19 protein-coding genes are annotated in these 21,423 nt (G+C 65.8%); 11 read left to right on the plus strand and 8 right to left on the minus strand.

Translation table 11 applies throughout. The annotated features are described in order from the left end of the window. Positions 1 to 130 precede the first annotated feature (130 nt). On the plus strand, positions 131 to 976 hold the full coding sequence (locus HQ354_RS17790; RefSeq protein ID WP_222634506.1) for an SDR family NAD(P)-dependent oxidoreductase: 846 nt from the start codon (positions 131 to 133) through the stop codon (positions 974 to 976). A 3-nt stretch (positions 977 to 979) separates the two neighbouring features. Here HQ354_RS17790 and HQ354_RS17795 read toward each other — a convergent pair whose 3' ends face one another. The 3 genes from HQ354_RS17795 to HQ354_RS17805 all read right to left on the minus strand — a co-directional run bounded on the left by HQ354_RS17795 (position 980) and on the right by HQ354_RS17805 (position 4,224). Continuing rightward, positions 980 to 2,155: an ATP-binding protein gene (locus tag HQ354_RS17795; RefSeq protein ID WP_222634507.1), complete on the minus strand. Its 1,176-nt coding sequence runs from the start codon at positions 2,153 to 2,155 to the stop codon at positions 980 to 982. Positions 2,156 to 2,207: 52 nt separating this feature from the next. Next, a complete protein-coding gene (locus HQ354_RS17800; RefSeq protein WP_222634508.1) occupies positions 2,208 to 2,948 on the minus strand; it encodes a dienelactone hydrolase family protein in 741 nt (246 codons plus the stop codon). 430 nt (positions 2,949 to 3,378) lie between these two features. After that, on the minus strand, positions 3,379 to 4,224 hold the full coding sequence (locus HQ354_RS17805; protein WP_222634509.1) for an alpha/beta fold hydrolase: 846 nt from the start codon (positions 4,222 to 4,224) through the stop codon (positions 3,379 to 3,381). Between the two features lie 242 nt (positions 4,225 to 4,466). Here HQ354_RS17805 and HQ354_RS17810 point away from each other — a divergent pair, with 242 nt between their 5' ends. Next, entirely contained in the window at positions 4,467 to 5,012 is a 546-nt protein-coding gene (locus HQ354_RS17810) for a hypothetical protein (RefSeq protein ID WP_167676606.1), read from the plus strand. On the opposite strand, the gene HQ354_RS17815 is transcribed toward HQ354_RS17810, so the two are convergent. Then, the gene (locus tag HQ354_RS17815) at positions 5,009 to 5,899 is read right to left on the minus strand and encodes a LysR family transcriptional regulator (protein ID WP_068431035.1); all 891 of its coding nucleotides are present in this window, start codon (positions 5,897 to 5,899) and stop codon (positions 5,009 to 5,011) included. The genes HQ354_RS17810 and HQ354_RS17815 overlap by 4 nt on opposite strands. A 120-nt stretch (positions 5,900 to 6,019) precedes the next feature. On the opposite strand from HQ354_RS17815, the gene HQ354_RS17820 reads away from it, so the two are divergent. After that, the gene (locus HQ354_RS17820; protein WP_068430748.1) at positions 6,020 to 7,324 is read left to right on the plus strand and encodes an NAD(P)/FAD-dependent oxidoreductase; all 1,305 of its coding nucleotides are present in this window, start codon (positions 6,020 to 6,022) and stop codon (positions 7,322 to 7,324) included. Here the strand turns inward: HQ354_RS17820 and HQ354_RS17825 are convergent. Genes HQ354_RS17825 through HQ354_RS17835 form a run of 3 tightly spaced genes read right to left on the minus strand, consistent with a single transcriptional unit; the run spans position 7,309 to position 10,327 of the window. Next, positions 7,309 to 8,712, minus strand: a complete 1,404-nt coding sequence (locus HQ354_RS17825) for an FAD-binding oxidoreductase (RefSeq protein ID WP_068430751.1) — start codon at positions 8,710 to 8,712, stop codon at positions 7,309 to 7,311. The genes HQ354_RS17820 and HQ354_RS17825 overlap by 16 nt on opposite strands. Then, entirely contained in the window at positions 8,712 to 9,968 is a 1,257-nt protein-coding gene (locus HQ354_RS17830; protein WP_157105412.1) for an RNA polymerase sigma factor, read from the minus strand. The genes HQ354_RS17825 and HQ354_RS17830 overlap by 1 nt, the downstream gene beginning before the upstream one ends. After that, positions 9,959 to 10,327: a YciI family protein gene (locus HQ354_RS17835; protein ID WP_068431038.1), complete on the minus strand. Its 369-nt coding sequence runs from the start codon at positions 10,325 to 10,327 to the stop codon at positions 9,959 to 9,961. Before HQ354_RS17835 ends, HQ354_RS17830 begins: the two co-directional genes overlap by 10 nt. A gap of 257 nt (positions 10,328 to 10,584) precedes the next feature. Between HQ354_RS17835 and HQ354_RS17840 the strand changes: the two genes are divergently transcribed. Next, positions 10,585 to 11,832 carry a CdaR family transcriptional regulator gene (locus HQ354_RS17840; RefSeq protein ID WP_068430754.1) on the plus strand — a complete coding sequence of 416 codons (1,248 nt, stop codon included), beginning with the start codon at positions 10,585 to 10,587 and terminating at the stop codon, positions 11,830 to 11,832. Further along, the gene (locus HQ354_RS17845) at positions 11,829 to 12,563 is read left to right on the plus strand and encodes an EAL domain-containing protein (protein ID WP_068430757.1); all 735 of its coding nucleotides are present in this window, start codon (positions 11,829 to 11,831) and stop codon (positions 12,561 to 12,563) included. Before HQ354_RS17840 ends, HQ354_RS17845 begins: the two co-directional genes overlap by 4 nt. Positions 12,564 to 12,676: 113 nt before the next feature. Here HQ354_RS17845 and HQ354_RS17850 read toward each other — a convergent pair whose 3' ends face one another. Then, positions 12,677 to 13,369, minus strand: a complete 693-nt coding sequence (locus HQ354_RS17850) for a DUF998 domain-containing protein (RefSeq protein ID WP_084424003.1) — start codon at positions 13,367 to 13,369, stop codon at positions 12,677 to 12,679. Positions 13,370 to 13,739: 370 nt separating this feature from the next. Here HQ354_RS17850 and HQ354_RS17855 point away from each other — a divergent pair, with 370 nt between their 5' ends. Genes HQ354_RS17855 through HQ354_RS17880 form a run of 6 tightly spaced genes read left to right on the plus strand, consistent with a single transcriptional unit; the run spans position 13,740 to position 21,416 of the window. Further along, positions 13,740 to 13,838: a potassium-transporting ATPase subunit F gene (locus HQ354_RS17855; protein WP_114330101.1), complete on the plus strand. Its 99-nt coding sequence runs from the start codon at positions 13,740 to 13,742 to the stop codon at positions 13,836 to 13,838. A 7-nt stretch (positions 13,839 to 13,845) separates the two neighbouring features. Next, positions 13,846 to 15,531, plus strand: a complete 1,686-nt coding sequence (gene kdpA / locus HQ354_RS17860; RefSeq protein WP_068430763.1) for a potassium-transporting ATPase subunit KdpA — start codon at positions 13,846 to 13,848, stop codon at positions 15,529 to 15,531. After that, positions 15,528 to 17,603 carry a potassium-transporting ATPase subunit KdpB gene (gene kdpB, locus HQ354_RS17865; RefSeq protein WP_068430766.1) on the plus strand — a complete coding sequence of 692 codons (2,076 nt, stop codon included), beginning with the start codon at positions 15,528 to 15,530 and terminating at the stop codon, positions 17,601 to 17,603. The genes kdpA and kdpB overlap by 4 nt, the downstream gene beginning before the upstream one ends. 1 nt (position 17,604) lies before the next feature. Then, complete coding sequence (locus tag HQ354_RS17870; protein ID WP_068430768.1) at positions 17,605 to 18,243, plus strand: potassium-transporting ATPase subunit C; 639 nt, start codon at positions 17,605 to 17,607, stop codon at positions 18,241 to 18,243. Positions 18,244 to 18,252: 9 nt separating this feature from the next. After that, positions 18,253 to 20,736 carry a sensor histidine kinase KdpD gene (locus HQ354_RS17875; RefSeq protein ID WP_222634510.1) on the plus strand — a complete coding sequence of 828 codons (2,484 nt, stop codon included), beginning with the start codon at positions 18,253 to 18,255 and terminating at the stop codon, positions 20,734 to 20,736. Further along, on the plus strand, positions 20,733 to 21,416 hold the full coding sequence (locus tag HQ354_RS17880; RefSeq protein ID WP_068430775.1) for a response regulator: 684 nt from the start codon (positions 20,733 to 20,735) through the stop codon (positions 21,414 to 21,416). The genes HQ354_RS17875 and HQ354_RS17880 overlap by 4 nt, the downstream gene beginning before the upstream one ends. Positions 21,417 to 21,423: the final 7 nt, after the last annotated feature.

Raw genomic sequence — 21,423 nt, forward strand, 5'->3', positions numbered from 1 at the left:
AAGGCGCGAGCGCACCCGCTGACGAAACGTCCACTTTCGAGGACTGTCTCGGACGCCGACCCGCCGGTAGCGTCCTTCTGTGCTCGACGGCCTAACCGTCTCGGCGAGATTCGCATCCCCAGGAGGACCCATGCCCGGTTTGCTCGAAGACAAAGTTGCCATCGTCACGGGCGGGTCGAGCGGGATAGGGCGAGGGATCGTCGAGAAGTACGTCGCCGAGGGTGCGAAGGTCGTCATCGCCGACATCCGCGACGACGACGGGTCGGCACTCGCCGGTCAACTCGGCGAGAACGCCGCGTTCGTACATTCCGATGTGACGAAAGAGGAGTCGATCGAGTCGACGGTCGCCTTCGCCGTCGACACCTTCGGTCGTCTCGACGTGATGGTGAACAACGCAGGGGCACAGGGTGACCCGTCGACGATCCTCGACGTGCACGCCGACGGTTTCGACAAGACCATCGCGCTGCTGACGCGGTCCGTTCTGCTCGGCACCAAATACGCCGCGGCCCAGTTCATCCAGCAGGGTTCGCCGGGTTCGGTCATCTCGACCGCCAGTGCTGCTGCCCTGCAGGGCGGGTGGAGTGCGGTGGGTTATACCGCCGCCAAGCATGCGGTCGTGGGCCTCGTCAGGCAGGCTGCCGCAGAACTCGGCCAGTACGGAATCCGGGCCAACGCGATCGCGCCCGGAATCATCATGACCCCGATCATGTCTCGCACGTTCGGCGTCGAGGACGGGCGATCCGAGGAGTTCACGACGTTCCTGGCCGAGCGACTGGGCCCCGGCCAGCCGTCGCGTCGCGTGGGCTTTCCCGCCGACATCGCGGGCGTCGCGACCTTCCTGGCCAGTGAGCTGTCCGAATACGTCAATGGGACCGTCATTCCCGTCGACGGCGGTGCAACGAGCGTAACGCTGGGCACGTTCGCGACGGATGTCGTCGCGGCAGCGAACGAATTCGTCTCCGGCGCAGCGCGGTAACACTCACGTGTCGTATCGCCGGCGCCTCGTTTTCTGTGCCGGAACGACGAGCGTCGGCATGGCCCGCGTCATAAAGTCCGCGAACGCAGGCGTAGTGAAGGCAGCCGTCCCGTCGTCGCGCAGGTAGATCATTCCCTTGTCGACGAGATCGCTTCGCGTCGAGTGGCATCGATGTGCAGTACGCTCGAGCAGCCGGGCGGTCTCGGTTTCCTCCGCGGCATCGACCACCGCACGCAAGTACGCCAGCTCCAGTTCCGTTGCCCGAGCGAGCATTGCGCCGAAGTAGTGACGATCGACGTGCTCGACGTAGGCCGTCTCTGCCGCTGCGCCCACCACGGCCGAGCCTCCAGCCCTCTGCCACAGGACGTACCCGAGCGACTGGACGAAGGCCGGAACGCCACCGGTACGTTCGACGGCCCATGCGATCGCGTCGTCGTCCCATTCCTGATGCGTGCGAAGCAGATCGGCAGTCTCGGTACTGGACAACGCCTCCAGTTCCACGAAATCGAAGAGGCGCTTCGCGCGGACCTGCGTCTCGGGCATGAGCGCGTCGGATCTGGGGATTCCGGCGCCGACGAGGGTGATGGGCAGCTCCCGCAGGTATGTCCGGTGTAGCCCATCGACCAGCGCGCCGAGTTGTCGGACGGTCAGGTGATGCATCTCGTCGACGACGAAGACGACGCCGGTGCGGTGCTCGTGGGCTGCCTCGCCGAGCGCCAGGAGAACGGCGGTGACGTCAGCCGCGAGATCGCCGGTGTCGGCGCTGCCCGGCGCCGTCAGATCCCAGTGTGCGGTGAGCGGACTGTTCTCGCCGAGGGGTGACGCGAACGACCCCAGCGCCCGCGCCGCGGCTTCGGTCTCGCCCGACCAGCGCGAGCGCGGCGCGAGGGAGAACAGTGCACTACGGAACTCGAAGGTGAACTGACGGCGAAACCCCAGGTCGTCGCGTCGGACAGCGCCGGTGTCGACGACCGTCCACCGACGTCGACGTGCGATCTGCGCGAACTCACGCAGGAGGACGGTCTTACCCATTCCTCGCAACCCGGTCACCCACTGAGATTGCCGAGGATGTCCGCGTTCTAGCCCGTCGAGCAGCGTCGTGAATGCAGTTCGGTATCCCTCGCGCCCGACGAGCATGCCCGGCTGCGCTCCGGCGTCGGGAGTGAAGGGGTTTTCCATACCGAAAGTTATATTGTGTCGCCAGAACTAAGTAAATCGCTGGCGGTGAATTTCAGAGGAACCCCCGACCGGGCTGGGGATGCCTGCTGGCCATGTGCTCGACCATCCAATCGAGGCCGGCGGAGACCGCGTCCCGTGCGTGCCGTTCGTCCGCCGTTGCGTCGAAGCCATGCCCGACGCCGTCGACCCTCTGAATCTCCAGCGGTGCGTCGACCTTCGATGCTTGTTCGACGAACCCGTTCTGTCCGTCGACGAAATCCGGTATCTCGTGCTCGACGAGTGTGAGGTACGTGGGCACCGACGCGATGCCCGCGATAGCTTGCTCCGGCGTCGGCCAGCCCGGAGTCCCGGGGCCGGGCAGAACCGGGTACGTCAGTTCGACGCACCGCAGCCACGACGGCGGCTCGGCGAGAAGCGGGTAAGCCAGCGGGCCACCGCCGGAGAAGAACCACGCACCCACCGAGTCGCCGTCGGTCGTGGGCAAGGAACGAAGTCGATCGAACGCCGTCGTGACCGTCGCGAGCGCCTCGGGGTAGAGGAATCCGTTCACGAGATCATGGTCGACGACGCCGGCCGCGATTCCCCGCCGGGCCAGGTGGCTCGCGTAGTCCCGGTAGAAGCGTGAATGTCGCGGTGTCACTGCGGGTTTCTCGGGAAGGAGTCCGTGAACGAGCAACACACACGGGGCAGGCAGGCCGTCGGCGGGCAGATAGACGTCCAGATTGTCGTACGACTCGGGGGCGACGGGTTCGGCGGGCAGGATCAGGGGCGGATCACTGAGGTCGGGCAGCATGGATTCCTCTCGGCGACGGGATTGTCCAGGAAATCCTCCTCATCGCCATCCGGCCCTGTCCAGTCATTTTCGAGTCTCACCGGCAGCCGATCCGTATGGTTGGTTTCGGGTCGCGAGTAGGCAGGGGTGGAAACATGAGTATGCGAGACAGGTTGATCCGTGCGGAGCCGTCGACGCTCGTGTTCGGTGACCCACACACAGCTGCCGACGGCGCGACCATCATCGCTGTCTCCTCCGTTCGGTCCGACGGATCACGCACGGCGGCAGGGTTGTTCGTTGTAGTGGATGGACAGTGCACGTGGACGCCTGCGGTGGATCAGACGCGCATCGCGATGTTCGGTATCGCGGTCGGTCTGGTAGCGGCGACGATCTCCGCCCTCGCAGTCCTACGGCGTCCGCCGTGGCCGGACCTGACCGGGACGGTCCCGGATCAACTCCTGAGGAACCTCATCACCGTATCCGTCTGTCCGACGACGGCGTGTCCGGTGTCGGGCAGTACCGTGACCGACGCGTCGGCGATCGATTTCCTTACACGACTGGCCGTTTCGGCGGAATCCATCATGACATCACGGTCGCCGACGATCACCTGCACGGGAATCGAGATGCCGCGGAGGTCGTCGTCGGAGAATATCGGCAGTCGCTCCGTGCGCGGCTTGAAGTGCGCGAAAATGCTTACCACGTCGTCGAGAACCGGTGCAGCGGAGGCGGTGTGCAGACCCGTCACCATCTGCGCGGTGCGTCGCCGCCCACGCTTGCCGAAAGCGCGCAAGAGCAGGGCCTTCGGTAGCCATCCCATCGTCTGGCGACCGATTCCGCCCGGGCACAGCAACACCAGCTTGTCGACGCGGGTCGGTCGACGAATCGCGTAGTCGAGTGCTGTCCAACCGCCGAGCGACATCCCGACGAAAGACGCGTGCGCGACGTCGAGGGCGTCGAGTACCTCGTCCAGCCAGGACGCGAGTGCGTCCGTGTCCAAGGGAAGTCGCACAGGGTCGCTTCCGCCGGGTTCGCCCAGCATGTCGACGGCGTGGACTCGGAATTCGCGCGCCCAGGTGGCAATGTCGCCGATCCAGGTTCCGGCATGCGATCCCGACCCGTGCAGCAGAACGAGCGCCGGAGCATTCGCTGGGCCGGACGTGACGACGTGCGTTTCGCCTGCTCGCGTCGAGACGCGTCGCTTCTCCGACGGCACGGGCCAGCTGTCGAGCATGGCGCGGTAGCGGCGCGCGACGTCGTCGGCTCCGGCGGTAGAGGTGTAGATCTGTGTCGTTTTCATGCGCTTAGTGTGCACTAAAGGAGCAAAATAGGGAAGCATAGGGAGTAACAAAGAAATATTCGGTTACGACAGCGGCGGTATATGGCTCGCGACCGCGCCACTCGCGGGCATGAATGAACCATCGAAGCCATCTGATCGTATGAATGAACCTTTCAAGCGGTGGCAGTGCCCCGAAACCGCTCCGCCACAGAGGTTTCCGACGCCCAGGCACGTCGAAACATGCCGAGGGGTATGGTTCCTCCATGACGTGGTCACGGGTCAGGGGGAGTTCGGTGGCCCTCGGAGCAGTCTGCGCGGTGCTCGGCGCCGCGACGTCGGCGTGCGGCGAGTCGGTGCACGCGGCGACCGGACGATGTTCCGACGCCGGTGTGTCGAGCGTCCGTGTCACCGGCGATGAGCCTCCGGAATGGGCCGACCACTGGGTATCGCGTTCCGACGGCTCGATCGGCGGCGGTTCCGTGACGCCTGGCTCCGACTACGACACCACATTCGACAACGTCTATTCCTGTGTCGGGTTGACCGCCCAGAAGTGGAACGCGATGGCGATGGGCAATAGCACGATGGAGCAGCGCGCGGTGCGCGTCGGCGTCGACGACTACTACTACCGCGCGGGCGACGTGACTATCGAGAATCGCAGTTATGCAGTGGATGTGGTTGTCGCGCAGATGAACTCGGACTCGGCCAGATTCGGAGTGGCGTTCTCGCCGCTGTCCGAACCGCGGCCGCTCGACGACGTCTACGGCGGAGCGTTCGTCGTTCAGCGGATGCGTGAGGCCGGAGTTTTCTAGTCGATCGTCTGATCCGGTGCCGTGTCGGCGAGTGCCTCGATGAGGTCCCGTTGAATGTCCGTCGCCGGAATCGACGAGTCGACGACGGCCGAGACCGCCAACTGCAGCCTGCGGTGCGCTTCGGTGCGGAATGCAAGACCGGTCTTCGGCGTGCTCTCCGCAGTGCTCGCGTAGATGATCGACCAGCATTCGGGATGGTTGAGCAATTCGGCGCTGGCGGTGTGATCAGGGGCAACGGGCGGACCGAACGTCAGCCGCAGACCACTGCGTTTCATCGCGCCCTCGATCACACGGTGCAGCAGGATTTGATCGGAACGTTTCGGTAGCAGCAGCGGGTACGCGGCCAACTGTTCGAGGCTGGGGTTCTCACCACGGGCCAGCGGATGACCTTCGGCGAGCACGACCACCAGATCTTCGGTCCACAACTCGGTGACCTGCAGGCTCGACCGCTCGACGCTTCCGCGAATCAACGCCACTTGGCAGTCCCCGGACATGACTGCGTCGATTTGTTCGGCGAATCGTTTCAGCACGAAGTCGATCTCCGCTTCGGGATGCCGCTCGCGGACGCGAACGATCGCGGCGAGCGCGTTCGCGGCGAACGTCATGTTGCCGGTGAGGCGTAGCTGGTTCTGCTTCCGGGTCGTCAGCGCCAGCGCTGCCTGCTCGAGTTCGAGCATATGCCGCGCGATCGACACCAATTGTGCTCCGACAACGGTCAATCGGACCGATCTCGACGACCGCTCGAACAGCGGTTCGCCCATCTCGCGTTCGAGCTTGGCTATCTGGAGACTGATTGCAGATTGGGACACATAGCAGCGCTCGGCCGCCCGAGAGAAACTCAATTCCTCGCCCACGGCCAGGAAATACTTCAGCTGCCTCAGCTCCACGTCGCCTCCATCCATGAGTTTCGCTCATCGATGCTATTCCAACTTTCGCGTTGATAACGACTTCGTGCCCGCGTTCTATGGAGTGTGGAAGATCGATTCGTGGGAAAGGGATGCAAGACAGTGGACACGTACGAGGTCGTCATCGTCGGATCAGGATTCGGAGCACTGGCCGCCGCCAAGACTCTGGGCAAGGCGGGCGTACGGTTCTCCCTCATCTCCAGCACGACCGAACATCTCTTCCAGCCGTTGCTCTACCAGGCCGCGACGGGCATGCTGTCGACCGGCGAGATCGCCCCGCCGATCCGGCGCATCCTTGCCGAGTACGACTCGGCCGACGTCCGTCTGGGACGCGTCGTCGATGTCGATCCCGACAAGCACCAGGTCACGTACACCGCCGCGGGTGCGACGCACACGATCGGCTTCGGCAAGCTCATCGTCGCGACAGGCGCCACCCAGGCCTACTTCGGACGAGACGAGTTCAAGGACCGCACGTTCGCGCTCAAGACCGTCGACGACGCCATCGCACTGCGCGAGCAGATCCTGAGCTGCTACGAGAATGCACATCTGGCCTCCGACCCGGCCGTGAAGAAGGACCTGCTGAGCTTCGTGGTCGTCGGCGCCGGTGCAACGGGCGTCGAACTCGCCGGCCAGATCAGGGACCTCGCCCAGCGGTACTTCGCTGGCTCGTTCCCCGACATCTCTCCCGACGACGTCACCGTCACGCTGGTCGACGGCGTCAAGGACGTTCTGCCCGCATTCGGCGGCAAGCTGTCGAGTTACGCGCGCACGAAGCTCGAGAAATCGGGAGTCGACGTCGTCACCGGCGCGCTCGTCACCGACATCGACGAAGACGTGGTCACGATCCAGGATGTCGACACCAAGACCTCCCGCACCATCGCGGCCAAGACCGTCATCTGGTCGGCCGGCGTCCAGGCAAGCGATCTGGCTGGAACCGTCGCCGAGCGAACCGGTTGCGACACCGATCGGGCCGGACGTCTTCTGGTGCACGACGACCTCACGGTCGGTACGTCGAAGGACGTCTACGCCATCGGCGACGTGACGTCGCTGAACGGCCTGCCCGGCCAGTCGCCCGTCGCGATGCAACAGGGACGCCACGTCGCGAAGATGATCACCGGCAAGGTCGAGAACGGGACCGCGTTCGAGTACGTCGACAAGGGAAGCATGTCGATCGTCGGCAGATTCAGTGCCGTCGCACGGTTGTTCGGCAAGGTCGACATGTCCGGACCGATCGCCTGGGTCATGTGGCTCGCGGTGCACCTGCTGTACATGGTCGGCTTCAGGAATCGCTACGTCGCGGTCGTCTCGTGGCTCAGCTCGTACATCGGTGACCGTCGCCCGCACTTCCAGTACACCGATCGCTGGGAGAAGGTCGACGAGCGGGAAGAGGATCAGATTGCAGCCTGACCTCGGTCGAACAGCACGCCCGGGTTCAAGATCGAGTGGGGGTCCCACGCGTTCTTGATCGCAGCCATCGCCTGAACCTGGACGGCCCCGCGCTGACGCGTCAGCCACCGACGTTTCGCTCGCCCGACTCCGTGTTCGGCGCTGACGGTTCCTCCGACCGAGAGCACGTGGTCGAGGACAGCGTCTTCCAACGCCTCGGCCACGGCCTCGGAGAAGGTTCCGGATCCGGGCAGGATGTTGACGTGGATGTTGCTCTCGGCGAAGTGTCCGAACAGCACTGGGATCGCGGCGGCGTCCACTCCGTGCACCGTCGACGGAAGTGCGTCTACGAACGCGCAGAACTCGTGCACGGGCACACCGACGTCGAGCTTGACGGGAACGCCTGCAGCACTGACGGATTCGGTGATGCGCTCGCGGAACGACCACAGTGCTCGTCGTTCGGTGACCGAGACGGCGACCGCGATCCGGTCGGCGTCCAATCCCGACGCCGTGAGCGAGTCGATCACCGGTGCAGAGGCGTCGACGAGGCTGCGGTCGCCGACGTCGGAGTCCCCGAGCTCGACGAAGACCCAAAAGCCGTCGGTCGGCAGCGGTGGTGTCGTATCCAGAAGAGCCGCAGCACGTTTCACGGCACTTCCCGCTGCCCACTCCACTGCGTCGAGCCCGGGAAACGACAGCAGGGTGGTCAGCGCATCGGCGGCACTCCCCGAATCGGGGAAGGCGAATGCAAGAACCAGTCGATCGCGATGCGGTGCGACGAGCTTCCACGTCACGTCGGTGATCACCGCGAGCGTGCCCTCGGATCCGACGAGGAGGTTCGTCAGGTCGTAGCCGGTGTTGTCCTTTCGTAGACCGACCCGGCGGTCGACGACCTCGCCGTTCGCGAGCACCGCCCGCAGGCCGCCGATCCGGTCACGCGCCGTGCCGTACCGCAGCACCCGCGCGCCACCGGCGTTCGTCGAGGCAACGCCACCGACCGTCGCCGACGCCCCGGACGCGAGCGCCAAACCGGTCGTCCGACCGTTCTCCTGAGCAAGTCGTTCCAGTTCGTGCAGCGTGACGCCGGCTCCGACCGTCACCGAGCCGTCCTCGCGCACGTCGGAAGTCGATGTCAGTGCCTCGGTGGTCACCACGACGGATCCGTCCGCTGGAACTGCGCCGCCGACAAGGCCGGTGTTGCCGCCCTGTGGAACCACGGATACTCGATGGTCGTTGCACACAGCCAGCACAGCGGCAACGTCCTCGACCGACCGTGGCCTCGCGACCGCTCGCGGCGAACCCGTCCACCTGCGCGTCCAGTCCGTCGAGTAGCGAGCCATCGCGTCGGCGTCGCGCAGGATTCTCCCGGGGGCGGCGGCGTCGAGAGCGGCGTCGAACGAAGAGTCCATCACGTCAGGCTATCGGGAACCTCGTCCGGGCCGAGAGATTCGAGTCGACGCCGGAGGAACTCGCGCGTGGGCGCGTCGGGAGACAGTGACATCGCTTTGGCGTAGGCGGCAGCTGCGTCGTCGACGCGCCCGAGGCGCCCCAGGAGATTCGCGCGGGCCGCCCACGCGGGCTGGAACGACGTCGCGACCGACGCGTCGTCGAGCATCCGCAATCCGACTGCAGGACCGTCGATTTCGGCTGTGACGACGGCGAGCGCGACTGCTCCGCCGACCGTCGGTGCAAGCGTCTGCAGCGCAGAATGGACTTGGGCCAAGTGATACCAGTCGGTCACGCCGGTGCGTCGGCGCGCACAGTGTACGGCCTCGATCGCGGCTTCGAGCTGAAAACGGCCCAACGGCGACCCCCTGCTCGTCGACGCGTGTGCGACGCGCAGGTGGTTCTCGCCGCGTGACAGAAGGTCCTGGTTCCAACGCGTCTCGTCCTGCTCGGGTAGCGGCACGAGGACGCCGTCGTCGTACCGTGCCGGAAGCCTGGCGAGTGACAGACACATCAGTGCAGCGAGACCGTGAGCCTCGGCGTCGTCCGGCAGCAGGACACAGAGAGTCTCGACGAGGTGCAACGCTTCCCCCGCGAGGCCCTCCCGTACCTCGGTGCCGGTGGTGTGCCAGTCGATCGCGAACGCACCGTGCACCGCCGCCATGACGGCCGTCAGCCGAGCCGGAAGCACCGATCGATCGGGCAGCTCGAACGGGATGTGTGCATCGCGAATACGTTTCTTCGCCCGTCCCAGACGAGCCGCGAGGGTCGACGTGGGGAGCGCGAACGCCTGGGCGATCTGCTTCGCCGTGCAGCCGAGGACGACGTCCAACATCAGCGGAGTGTGTACGGCCGGATCTATCGCCGGGTGAGCGCACATCAGCATCAGCTGCAGTCGCTTGTCCGGAACGGCATCCGGGTCGATGTCGTCTACGCTGCTGCGGGCATGAACTGCGGGGTCGAGCGAAACGCTGGTCCGACTGGCGGCCGATTTCCAACCGTCGCGCTGGCGATGCCGCGCCGCGGTCAGCAGCCACGCGTCCGGGTTGGTCGGGACGCCGTTGCGTGGCCAGGTCGTCAACGCACGCTCGAACGCGTCGGCCAACGCGTCCTCGGAGCTGGTGATGTCGCCGCTCGCCCCGACCAGAATCGCGAGAAGCCGCCCGTACGACGTGCGGGCGGCCGCCTCGGCGTGTGCGACGGTGCTGGTCAGGTCCATGATCCGTCGACGAAGGACGTCGCCGCCGCCCGTACCTCGATGACGCCGTACTGGGCGCCGGGGCACCGCTCGGCCCACATCAACGCCGCGTCCAGGTCGGGAACATCGATGACGAAGACGCCGCCGAGTGCTTCCTTGGTATCGGCGAACGGGCCGTCCTGAATCTGCACGGTTCCGTTCCGTAGCGTGACGGTCGTCGTCGCAGTTGTGTTGGTCAGGACCTCGGCTGCAACGAGGACTCCCGCGGCCTGCAGCGCTGCGCCGTACGCGCCGAAGGCTTGCTGCATCTGGTCGATCGCCTCCTCGGGGATCTCCCCGTCGGCAGGTTCGGCATTGTTCAGAAGAAGTGCGTAGCGCATGGTGTGCTCCTCGTCGTCTGCAATCTCCACCGCGTCGTGCGGTCTTTCACCGTGATGACGATCGACGCGTGCCGCAATCGACAACGCTCGACCAATTTTCGGTCATAGCTGCCGCGAACAGCGGCCCATTCACTGTCGACGCGTGCCCGTTACCGCCGGCGAGATCGAAGAACCCGCTGAAATCAGTCGCAAAGTCTGTTTGTTGTCGTATTGTGATCTGATCGTATGTTTTCGAGGCGGTCGGGAAGGGAGCTCGGATGGCAACACCTACCGGTGCCGCGCTTGCCGTGTTCCTGGGCGGCCGCCCGGCGTCGCACAGCCTGCGCAGTACCCGCGCCGCGACTTCGAGAATGGTCGACGCCATCATCGATGGCACCGACTGCACCGAACTGACCGACGACCACGGCCGCGACGAGGTAGCTCAAATCGCCGCGCTGTGCGTCGAGCTCGCTGCAGACGTCCTCGACAGCGGAACGCAACCGTCCACCGTCGACCTGACGAGGCTGCGAGAACACGCAGCCAGGTGGGCTCGGGCCGGCATGCAGATCGCGCCGATCCTGCACGCGTTCCACGTGGGCTTCTCGGCCGGATTGCGGCTGGTCGCCGACACTGCGGACGCCGACGAACATGCCGCGCTGGTCGACGGCGCGGTGTTGATGTTCGGGCTTCTCGACGTCGTGTCCGAAGCGGTTACGTCGGCCTACCTGGACGAGTACAGGGCCGCCGCGACGCTGCACGACGACGCCGGGCATTCGATGACCACCGCGTTGCTGACCGGCGGCACCCGTGCGCAGCGCCTTGCCGAGCGGTCCGGCATCGAATTGGCCGCGTCGTACGACGTCATCGCGTTGCACTTTCCGCCGCACCCCGACGAGAAGGGGTCCCCGGCCGAGCGGGACATAGCCGCGGGAATGAAGCAGCGCCGTATCCACGCCGCCGTTGCCGACTGTGTGTCCCCGTCTCTCGCGCTGGCCGTGCTGAGTCCGACCGGTGGCACCGTCCTGGTGCCCGACACGGCGTCGAACAGTGCGGAGACGATCGTCGAGCGCATGAGCGCGGCAGGTGGCATCTCGATCTACGCGGCGTCGGTGACGGCGACGATGGATCATGTTCCGGACGCGGCCGAGAACGCGTACGAGCTTCTCCGTCTCGTCCAGCGACTCGAGTATCGACCGGGCGTGCACCGCATCTCCGACCTCGCGCTCGAATTTCAGATCGCGCGCCCCGGCGTCGGAAGACGGCACCTGCAGAAACTGCTCGACCCGCTGCGGGTGGTTCCGGATCTGCTGCCGACCCTACGTGCGTTCGTCGGAGCCGAAGCCAACCGCAAGAAGGCGGCCAAGCAACTTGTCGTGCACCCCAATACCGTCGACTATCGACTCAAGCGCATCGAGCAGATCACCGGAATCGACCCCATGAAGTCGTCCGGCCTACGGTCGCTGCATGCCGCATTGATCGCGGACTCGTTGGATGCGCACACTCCGTCGGAGGCGTCCAGGCGATGACCGTCACGTCGATGTCCGCACGCGCCGCACTCGTGGCGATCGATGCGATGATCCCGTCCTTCCAGCCCGTGGTCACGCTCGACACCGGCGGAGTCGTCGGCGTCGAGGCGCTAGCGCGCTGGCCAACCGTCGAAGGCGTCGATCCTGCCGAAGTGTTCGCGCTCGCCCGGCGACGCGGCGTCGTGGCCGACGTCGACATCGCTTGCCGCACTGCGGCAGTCAGAGAAGCTCGATCGTCGTTGTCGGTGCGTGGCCTCACGTTGTTCCTCAACGTCGAACCGTGCGGCGCAGCCGATCCGGTTCGGATGGAGGCGCACCTCGACACGCTCGCAGACGACCTCGATGTCGTACTCGAGATCACCGAACGTGGCCTCGACGTCGACCCCGACGGTCTGCGCGCCATGGTCCGAGCGGCACGCCGTCGTGGAATCACCATCGCACTCGACGACGTCGGCTCGAACTGGAGCACGCTGGAGGCACTACGCATCGTCGAACCCGACATCGTCAAACTCGACGCGCGAATTCTGCGCCACCCGGGGACGATTCGGTCCCGTCGTGTGCTTCGTGCGGTTCGACAGCATGTCGACGACGCATCCGCGGTGATGGTGGCCGAAGGCATCGAGACTGAACGTGACCGGGCCCGCGCCGTCGACCTCGGTGCCACTCTGGGTCAGGGCTGGTTCTACGGGCGGCCCGTGTCCATCTCCTCCATCGGCGACGTGGAGCGCTGACGTCAGCGGAACTCGTCGACGTGGTCGAGGGCCCACTGTGCGAAACTCGTTGCGCGGCCGGTCTCTCGTGGGCGACATGTCCCACTCGCGGTGGTCACATCAGAGATCCCGGTTCATACGGAAGCGACTGGGACATCACGCCCAGCTTCGGCTTTCCCCGGCTTCTCCCTTACCAGGGTCGGCATACTCTCGACGGCCGCCCGCCGAATCCACCGCCGGGGATCACGGGCGAACGTGAAGTCGAACCGGGCGAGCACCGTCCGCCGGGCCAGGGCGAACAGGACCGCCGTGCCCGTGACGGCCATCCATGTCGGCATGGGATACAGCGCGAGGCGCTCCCCGAGGCCGAAGTGCAGCGTCTGCGCGACCATCAGGATTGCGCCCACCACTCCGACCGCCGCACACAGAGCGGACCACACTGCGACCAGTCGTCGTTCGTGCCACAGATGCCATGCGATCAACACGAGTACGACATGCCGGGCGATGAATCCGGGAAGTACCGCGGTCCAGTGGACGATCGTGCCGTCGTTCGCGGGGAACAGGCCAGTCGCGGCGGTACTGACGGCAATGACGACCGCAAGCGAGAGGATCCACTTCTTCTCGCGGCCGCTTCTGATGTGTCGGTGAAGAAACACCGCGCCGACCAGCGTAAGGGCGCCGAGCACGATGAACGACGAGTTCATCACGTCGTGCATCGGTGAACACGAGTCGACGTCGCACGTGGTGACCCCGAGAGAGCTGATCGAATCTCGGGCGAAGCTGTACGGCGTGTTCCAGGCCGCGGCGGTGAATACCTCTGCCAACAGATAGGCGAACGAGAGTATCCAGGCCGTCCCCGCTGCCAGATGACGAAGGTTGTGGGTTCGGCGTTCGTGACTGATGAGAAACTCCCTGTCGCGTCGAGCGTGGTTCCGGCACACCCTACGGCCCGAACCTGAGAGCCTGCCCGAAATGACCAGTGCCACTCTCAGGTTCGCGTCGGGAACCGGACGGTCGGTGCCGTAAGAATGTCGTCAAGAACGCACGGTCGGTCCGTAAGGAGCTCGTAAGAATCGTCGTCCGGACGCGTCGACGAGCCGAAGCTGGGGTCATGGCCGATATCGCTTACCTAGCCGTCGTACTCGCCGCGTTCGCGTCGTGCGCGCTCGTCGTACGGGCACTTGGAGCAACACAGTGATCACGTATTCAGGAGTCGTGAGCGTCGTGGCGATCGCACTCGCAGCAGTCACGGTCGTCTACCTGCTGATCGCTCTGCTCGACCCCGAGAGGTTCTGACGCCGACATGAATCCTGCGCTTCTCGCGGGCCTGCAGATCGCTGCTGTGATCGCCGTGCTCGCACTCGTCTACGTGCCGTTGGGTGACTACATGGCCCGCGTGTTCGACGGCACCCGCGATCTACGGCTCGAAGCGGTGACCTATCGCCTCTGCCGCATCGATCGACGGACCGAACAGACCTGGGTCGGCTACGCAGGCAGCCTGCTCGCCTTCTCGGCGGCCTCGGTGCTGTTTCTATATGTGCTGCAGCGGATTCAAGGCGTTCTCCCGCTGAACGACGGGTTGCCTGGAGTGAGTCCGGCCGTCGCGTTCAACACCGCCGTTTCGTTCGTCAGCAACACCAACTGGCAGTCCTATGTACCCGAGACGACGATGTCGAATCTGACGCAGCCGCTCGGCCTCGCCGTGCAGAACTTCGTGTCCGCGGCGGTCGGTATGGCGGTGGCGGTCGCCCTGGTACGTGGATTCGTGCGCGTACGAAGTGGCGGCGAGATCGGCAACTTCTGGGTCGACCTCACCCGGGGAACGCTGCGGATTCTGCTTCCGATCTCCTTCGTCATCGCCCTGGTGCTGCTGACACAAGGTGTCGTGCAATCGTTTTCGTCGGGTTTCACCGCGCACGGGCTGGACGGATCGATGACGAACACCGCACTTGCACCTGCTGCATCGCAGGAGGCCATCAAGGTGCTGGGGACCAACGGTGGCGGAATCTTCGCCGCCAACTCGGCACACCCGTTCGAGAATCCGACGCCATTGAGCAACATCGTTCAGATCATCGCGCTGCTGCTGATTCCCGTCTGCCTGACGCGAACGTTCGGCACCATGGTCGGAAGTCGCAAGCAGGGTCTGACGGTACTGGCCGTCATGGCGACGCTGTGGGGATGCTTGCTCGCGGTCACGCTCGCCGCCGAATCCGGCACCCGCGGGATCGCTGCGAACGCGGCGGGCGCGATGATGGAGGGCAAAGAGGTACGGTTCGGTATCCCCGGCTCCGTGCTCTACGCCGTCTCGACGACCGGAACCTCCACGGGCGCAGTCAATGCCGCGCACGACAGCATGTCTCCGCTCGGTGGAGGGGCGGTCCTGCTGAACATGCTGTTCGGAGAGATCGCGCCCGGCGGCGTCGGTACCGGCCTCTACGGGATGCTGATCCTCGCCGTAGTCGCGGTGTTCGTCGGTGGACTTCTCGTCGGACGCACCCCGGAATTCCTCGGCAAGAAACTCGGTCGACGCGAGATCACGATGGCGGCCCTGTCGGTGCTGGTCATGCCCGCGCTCGTGCTCGTAGGCACCGCCGTCACCGTCGTTCTGGACTCCACCACAGGGTTTCAGGGCAACTCGGGTGACCCGGGCACTCCAGGGTCGATCCACGGGTTCACCGAGGTTCTGTACGCCTACGCGTCGGCCGCCAACAACAACGGAAGCGCGTTCGGTGGCCTGACGGTCACGAGCGACTGGTTCCAGACGTCCCTGGGCCTTGCGATGCTGTTCGGCAGGTTCCTGCCGATCGTCTTCGTGCTGGCGCTCGCCGGCTCCCTCGTCAAGAGCAGGCGTACGGCCACCGACGTCGGAACGCTGCCGACCACCGGTCCTCTGTTCGGCACGTTGCTCCTCGGCTCGGCGGTCCTCGTCGCCGCCCTCACCTTCTTCCCCGCCCTCGCTCTGGGCCCGATCGCGGAGGCGATGCAATGACTGTCGTGACCAGTCCCGAACAGCCCGCGGATATCGAAACCACCGTTCCTGCCGGCAAATTCGACACGGACCAACTGTGGACCGCGCTGCCGGGTGCGTTCCGCAAACTCGATCCTCGGCACCTCGCGAGGAACCCCGTCATGTTCGTGGTGTTCCTGGGGTCGGTGGTGACGACGGTCCTTGCCGTCGGCGACCCCTCCGTCTTCGCGTGGTCGATAGCGGGGTGGCTGTGGTTCACGGTGCTGTTCGCGAATCTCGCCGAATCCGTAGCGGAAGGGCGTGGCCAAGCGCAGGCCGCGAGCCTGCGCAAGGTCAAGCAGGACACCACCGCGCGACGACGCACCGCGGGCGGAGGCGTCGAGACCGTACGCGGCTCCGACCTCGCGATCGGTGACGAGGTGATCGTGGCCGCCGGTGAGACCATCCCGGGTGACGGCGACGTCGTCGAGGGAATCGCCAGCGTCGACGAATCGGCGATCACCGGTGAATCGGCCCCCGTGGTCCGCGAAGCCGGCGGCGACCGGTCGGCGGTCACCGGCGGCACGACGGTCCTGTCCGACGAGATCGTCGTGTCCATCACCGCTGCGCAGGGTGAGACGTTCGTGGACCGGATGATCGGACTCGTCGAAGGGGCGTCTCGTCGGAAGACACCCAACGAGATCGCGCTGAACATCCTGCTGGCCTCTCTCACGATCGTGTTCCTGCTCGCCGTCGTCGCCATCGGACCGATGAGCGCCTACGCCGGTGACGAACAGGATCCGGTGCGGTTGATCGCGCTTCTCGTCTGCCTGATCCCGACCACCATCGGAGCGCTGTTGTCCGCCATCGGGATTGCCGGCATGGATCGACTCGTGCAGCGGAACGTCCTGGCGATGTCCGGCCGGGCGGTCGAGGCTGCCGGTGACATCGACACACTGCTCATGGACAAGACCGGCACGATCACCTACGGAAACCGACGCGCGACCGCTCTGCACCCGGCGCCCGGGGTCGACGCCGTCGACCTGGCTCGCGCGGCGCGGCTCTCGTCGTTGGCGGACGGCACGCCCGAAGGGCGCAGCATCGTCGAATTGTGTTGCAGTGAATTCGATCTGGCGCCGACAGCCGACGCGTCGGAGATCGCCGGTGAGTTCGTTCCCTTCACCGCGCAGACACGGATGAGCGGTATCGATATCGGTGACAGCAGGATTCGCAAAGGCGCTGCGGACACCGTCGCCGCATGGATACTCGAGAACGGCGGTACGCCGGTGGACGCCGTGCGCAACACCGTGCACGACATCGCGCAAGCAGGAGGTACGCCTCTCGTCGTAGCGGAGACGGCCGACGGCTCCTCGACTGTGCTGGGCGTCGTCGAACTGTCCGACGTCGTGAAGCCGGGAATCGCACACCGCTTCGCGCAACTGCGGGCGATGGGCATTCGGACGGTCATGGTCACGGGCGACAACCCGCTGACCGCGAAAGCGATTGCCGCAGAGGCCGGTGTCGACGACGTCCTCGCCGAGGCGACGCCGGAGGACAAACTGGCGTTGATCAGGAAGGAACAGGAAGGTGGCAGGCTCGTCGCGATGACGGGCGACGGCACCAACGACGCCCCTGCGCTCGCACAGGCCGACGTCGGCGTTGCGATGAACACGGGAACGTCCGCCGCCAAGGAAGCCGGCAACATGGTCGATCTGGATTCGGATCCGACCAAACTGATCGAGATCGTCGAGATCGGTAAGCAGTTGCTGATCACGCGCGGCGCGTTGACGACGTTCTCCCTGGCCAACGATCTGGCCAAGTACTTCGCGATCTTGCCCGCCATGTTCAGTGGGCTGTATCCGCAGCTGAGTGGGTTGAACATCATGCGACTCGCGACGCCCGAGTCGGCGATCCTGTCGGCGGTCATCTTCAATGCGCTGGTGATCGTCGTGCTGATTCCGTTGGCACTGAAAGGTGTTCGCTATCGCCCGTCGTCGGCTGCCTCGCTGCTGCGGCGAAACCTGTTGATCTACGGCGTCGGTGGCGTCGTCACGCCGTTCGTCGGCATCTGGCTGATAGATCTTCTCGTCCGACTCGTTCCCGGGATTGGTTGACATGCGCTTCGCACACGGTTTTCTTCGTCAGATGCTCGCCGGCTTCGCGGTACTCGCCGTGTTCACCGCTGTTCTCGGCGTCGGTTATCCCGTCGCTGTGTGGGCCGTCAGCCGTCTGGACACGGAGTCGGCGGAGGGGTCGCCGCTTCGAGACGCTGCAGGATGCGTCGTCGGAAGCTCTCTGGTCGGTGTCGATCCACAGGTTCCGGACGGACAGCCCGACCCGTACTTCCACCCCCGCGTCACCGGATCGGTCGCCGACGACGACGCGTTCGCGCCCGGTGACCCGAGTGCCGCGCTCCCGACCAACCAGGGTCCGAGCAGCGAAACGCTGGCGTCGTTCGTCCAGCAACGCCGTGCCGCTGTCGCAGCGCGTGAGAACGTCGACCCGAGCCTGGTGCCCGTCGACGCCGTGACGGGATCGGGATCGGGCATCGATCCCGACATCAGTCCCGCCTACGCGGCGTTGCAGATTCCACGGGTGGCCGAGGTGAACGGCCTGAGCGTCACCGACGTTCGAGCACTCGTCAACGACTACACGCACGGTCCGCAGTACGGTGTACTCGGGGCGGCTGTGGTGAACGTTCCGCAGCTCAACGTCGCTCTCGGACTGACTGCGCCGCACTGCAGCCCGGACTAGGAGACGTGCATGGACCAGGAATCCCGCGGGGAGCTGCGGCTTTATCTGGGTGCTGCGCCTGGCGTCGGCAAGACGTACGCGATGCTGGGTGAGGCTCGTCGCCGCCTGGACAGGGGATGCGACGTCGTGGCGGCTCTCGTCGAGACACACGGGCGCGCGGTGACGGAGGCGGCGCTCGACGGCATCGAAGTCGTCCCGCCGACCGAGATTCCCTACCGCGGCACCGTCGGACGCGAACTCGATCTGGATGCCGTGCTGGCGCGTCGGCCGGATCTCGTTCTGGTCGACGAGCTCGCGCACACCAACACGCCGGGCTCACGGAACACGAAGCGTTGGCAGGACGTCGAAGTGTTGCTCGACGCGGGTCTGGACGTCGTGTCGACCCTGAACGTGCAGCACCTCGAGTCGCTCAACGACGTCGTCCAGCAGATCACCGGTGTCGTGCAGCGAGAAACGGTCCCGGACAACGTCGTTCGTGCGGCAGCGCAGGTGGAGCTCGTCGACATCACGCCGGAAGCGTTGCGCAGCAGGATGTCCCACGGGAACATCTACAGCGCCGAGAAGATCGACGCCGCGTTGGACAACTACTTCCGGCGCGGCAATCTGACGGCGCTGCGCGAGCTGGCGTTGCTGTGGATCGCCGATCAGGTCGACGCGGCGCTCGTGAAATACCGGACCGACGAACACATCACCGACACGTGGGAAGCGCGCGAGCGAGTCGTCGTCGCGGTGACGGGTGGGCCGGAGTCGGAGACGCTGGTGCGTCGCGCAAGTCGTGTCGCGTCTCGGTCCAGCGCCGAGCTCATGGTGGTGCACGTCGTGCGCGGCGACGGCCTCGCGGGGGTGTCCGCGCCGCAGATGGGGGCTGTCCGCACCTTGGCGACGGCCGTCGGCGCGAGCATGCACAGTGTCGTCGGCGACGACGTCCCGACGACGCTGCTGGAATTCGCGCGGGGCGTCAACGCGACGCAGTTGGTCATCGGCACTTCGCGACGGTCTCGGTTCGCTCGAATCGTCGACGAAGGCATCGGATCGTCCGTCGTGCAGAACTCCGGAACCATCGACGTGCACATGGTGACGCACGGCGAGACCGGGTTTCGACGACGACGTCTGCGCGTCCATGCGGATTCCCGTGCGCGACGGATGCTGTCGTGGGTCGCTGCGGTGGCCGTTCCCTGTGTCGCCGCTGCCGTACTCGCGATCGTCGACCCGCAGTTCGACTCGAGCGGTGAGAGCGCGCTGTTCTTCATGGTCGTGTTGTGCGTGGCTCTCCTCGGAGGGGTTGCGCCCGCGGCACTGTCGGCTCTGATCGCAGGATTTCTGCTCAACTTCTTCTTCACCGCTCCGCGACACAGCTTCGCGGTCGCCGAGCCCGAGAACTTCGTCGTGACGGTCGTGCTGCTGATAGTCGCCGTCGCCGTCGCGGTTCTGGTGGACACCGCATCGAGACGTGCCAGGGAGGCACGACGCGCGTCGCGCGAGGCCGAGCTGTTGACGTTGTTCGCCGGCTCCGTGCTGCGCGGTGCAGATCTCGACGCCTTGCTCGAGCGCGTCCGGGAGACGTACGGGCAGCGGTCGGTGTCGTTGATCGAAGTGTCCACCGGTGACACGGTCGGTAGCGTCGGGGATGTGCCTGCGCCGACCGTCGAACACGCCGATACGCGAATCGATGCGCCCGCCGGTGATTTCACGATGGTGCTCGCGGGGGCCCGCACCCGTGCGCGTGACCGACGCGTGCTGACGGCCGTCGCCAATCAGGCGGCCGGGTTGGTACGACAGGCGAGACTGACCGAGGAGGCCAGCCGTGCCAGTGCGTTGGCCGAGGCGGACGTGCTGCGGCGAGCGCTGCTGTCGGCCGTCAGCCACGATCTGCGGACGCCTCTGGCCGCGGTCAAAGCCGCGTCGTCGTCGCTGCGCAGCACCGACATCGAGTTCTCTCCCGAGGACACCGCCGAACTGCTCGCCACCATCGACGAATCGGCCGATCAACTGACCGCGCTCGTCGGCAACCTCCTGGACTCGTCGCGCTTGCAGGCCGGCGTCGTTCGACCGACCCTGCAGCCGGTGTACGTCGAGGATGCCGTCCATCGGTCGCTCGTCGGATCGTCGGCTCCGGTCGGGCGGGTACATATCGACGTGGGCGACGTCGAAGTACTCGCAGACGTGGGGCTGCTCGAACGGGTGCTGGCCAATCTCGTCGACAACAGCGCGCGTCATGCGCCCGACAGCGACATCCGGATCAGCGCCACGCGCGCGGGCGAGCGTGCGTCGATCACGGTCTCCGACGGCGGCCCCGGAATCGCGGAAGGATCGGAGAGCACCATGTTCGACGCGTTCCAGCGACTCGGCGACCGCAACAACGCGGTCGGAGTCGGGCTCGGACTGTCCGTCGTCAAGGGTTTCGCCGAGGCCATGGGCGGGTCGGTCGTCGCCTCGGGCACCGCGGGCGGCGGGCTCACGATGACCGTCGAGTTGGGGGCGGTGATCCGATGACGGCAGCGAGGACTCGCGTGCTCGTCGTCGACGACGAGCCGCAGATCGTGCGCGCTCTCCGCATCAACCTGCAGGTCAGAGGCTACGAGCTTGCCGTCGCGACGTCGGGAGCCGAGGCGTTGCGTGCGGCGGCCGATTTCCATCCCGAGATCGTCGTTCTGGATCTCGGGCTACCCGACATCGACGGTATCGACGTCATCGGCGGCCTGCGGGGATGGACGGACGTGCCGATCGTCGTGTTGTCGGCGCGGACCGACTCGGCCGACATCGTCGACGCTCTCGACGCCGGTGCCGACGATTTCGTCACCAAACCGTTCGGGATGGACGTGCTGCTCGCGCGTCTCAGAGCGGCGGGGAGGCGTGGTCCGCATGCGACCGAGAACGCCGTCGTCGTGACCGACGCGTTCACCGTCGACCTGTCGGCGAAAACGGTCACCCGGCACGGGGAGAACGTCCACCTGACCCGCACCGAATGGGGTGTGCTCGAACTCCTGGCCCGCAACCGCGGAAAACTGGTGTCGCAGAGAGAAATTCTCCAAGCGGTGTGGGGTCCGCGGCACGAACGCGAAACCCATTATCTGCGAATTTATCTCGGACAGCTCAGACAGAAGCTGGAGGACGACCCGTCGCACCCGAAGCATCTGCTCACCGAGACGGGCATGGGATATCGGTTGCAGTAGTGCGGCT

Origin of the sequence: Rhodococcus sp. BP-261 (genome assembly GCF_019835205.1) — a bacterium.
GTDB lineage: Bacteria > Actinomycetota > Actinomycetes > Mycobacteriales > Mycobacteriaceae > Rhodococcoides > Rhodococcoides kyotonensis_B.

Bases quoted from the DNA above. Each gene is read 5' to 3' on its own strand.
- HQ354_RS17790 (WP_222634506.1), top strand. From the start codon at position 131: ATGCCCGGTTTGCTCGAAGACAAAGTTGCCATCGTCACGGGCGGGTCG.
- HQ354_RS17795 (WP_222634507.1), bottom strand. From the start codon at position 2,155: ATGGAAAACCCCTTCACTCCCGACGCCGGAGCGCAGCCGGGCATGCTC.
- HQ354_RS17800 (WP_222634508.1), bottom strand. From the start codon at position 2,948: ATGCTGCCCGACCTCAGTGATCCGCCCCTGATCCTGCCCGCCGAACCC.
- HQ354_RS17805 (WP_222634509.1), bottom strand. From the start codon at position 4,224: ATGAAAACGACACAGATCTACACCTCTACCGCCGGAGCCGACGACGTC.
- HQ354_RS17810 (WP_167676606.1), top strand. From the start codon at position 4,467: ATGACGTGGTCACGGGTCAGGGGGAGTTCGGTGGCCCTCGGAGCAGTC.
- HQ354_RS17825 (WP_068430751.1), bottom strand. From the start codon at position 8,712: ATGGACTCTTCGTTCGACGCCGCTCTCGACGCCGCCGCCCCCGGGAGA.
- HQ354_RS17830 (WP_157105412.1), bottom strand. From the start codon at position 9,968: ATGGACCTGACCAGCACCGTCGCACACGCCGAGGCGGCCGCCCGCACG.
- HQ354_RS17835 (WP_068431038.1), bottom strand. From the start codon at position 10,327: ATGCGCTACGCACTTCTTCTGAACAATGCCGAACCTGCCGACGGGGAG.
- HQ354_RS17840 (WP_068430754.1), top strand. From the start codon at position 10,585: ATGGCAACACCTACCGGTGCCGCGCTTGCCGTGTTCCTGGGCGGCCGC.
- HQ354_RS17845 (WP_068430757.1), top strand. From the start codon at position 11,829: ATGACCGTCACGTCGATGTCCGCACGCGCCGCACTCGTGGCGATCGAT.
- kdpA (WP_068430763.1), top strand. From the start codon at position 13,846: ATGAATCCTGCGCTTCTCGCGGGCCTGCAGATCGCTGCTGTGATCGCC.
- kdpB (WP_068430766.1), top strand. From the start codon at position 15,528: ATGACTGTCGTGACCAGTCCCGAACAGCCCGCGGATATCGAAACCACC.
- HQ354_RS17870 (WP_068430768.1), top strand. From the start codon at position 17,605: ATGCGCTTCGCACACGGTTTTCTTCGTCAGATGCTCGCCGGCTTCGCG.
- HQ354_RS17875 (WP_222634510.1), top strand. From the start codon at position 18,253: ATGGACCAGGAATCCCGCGGGGAGCTGCGGCTTTATCTGGGTGCTGCG.
- HQ354_RS17880 (WP_068430775.1), top strand. From the start codon at position 20,733: ATGACGGCAGCGAGGACTCGCGTGCTCGTCGTCGACGACGAGCCGCAG.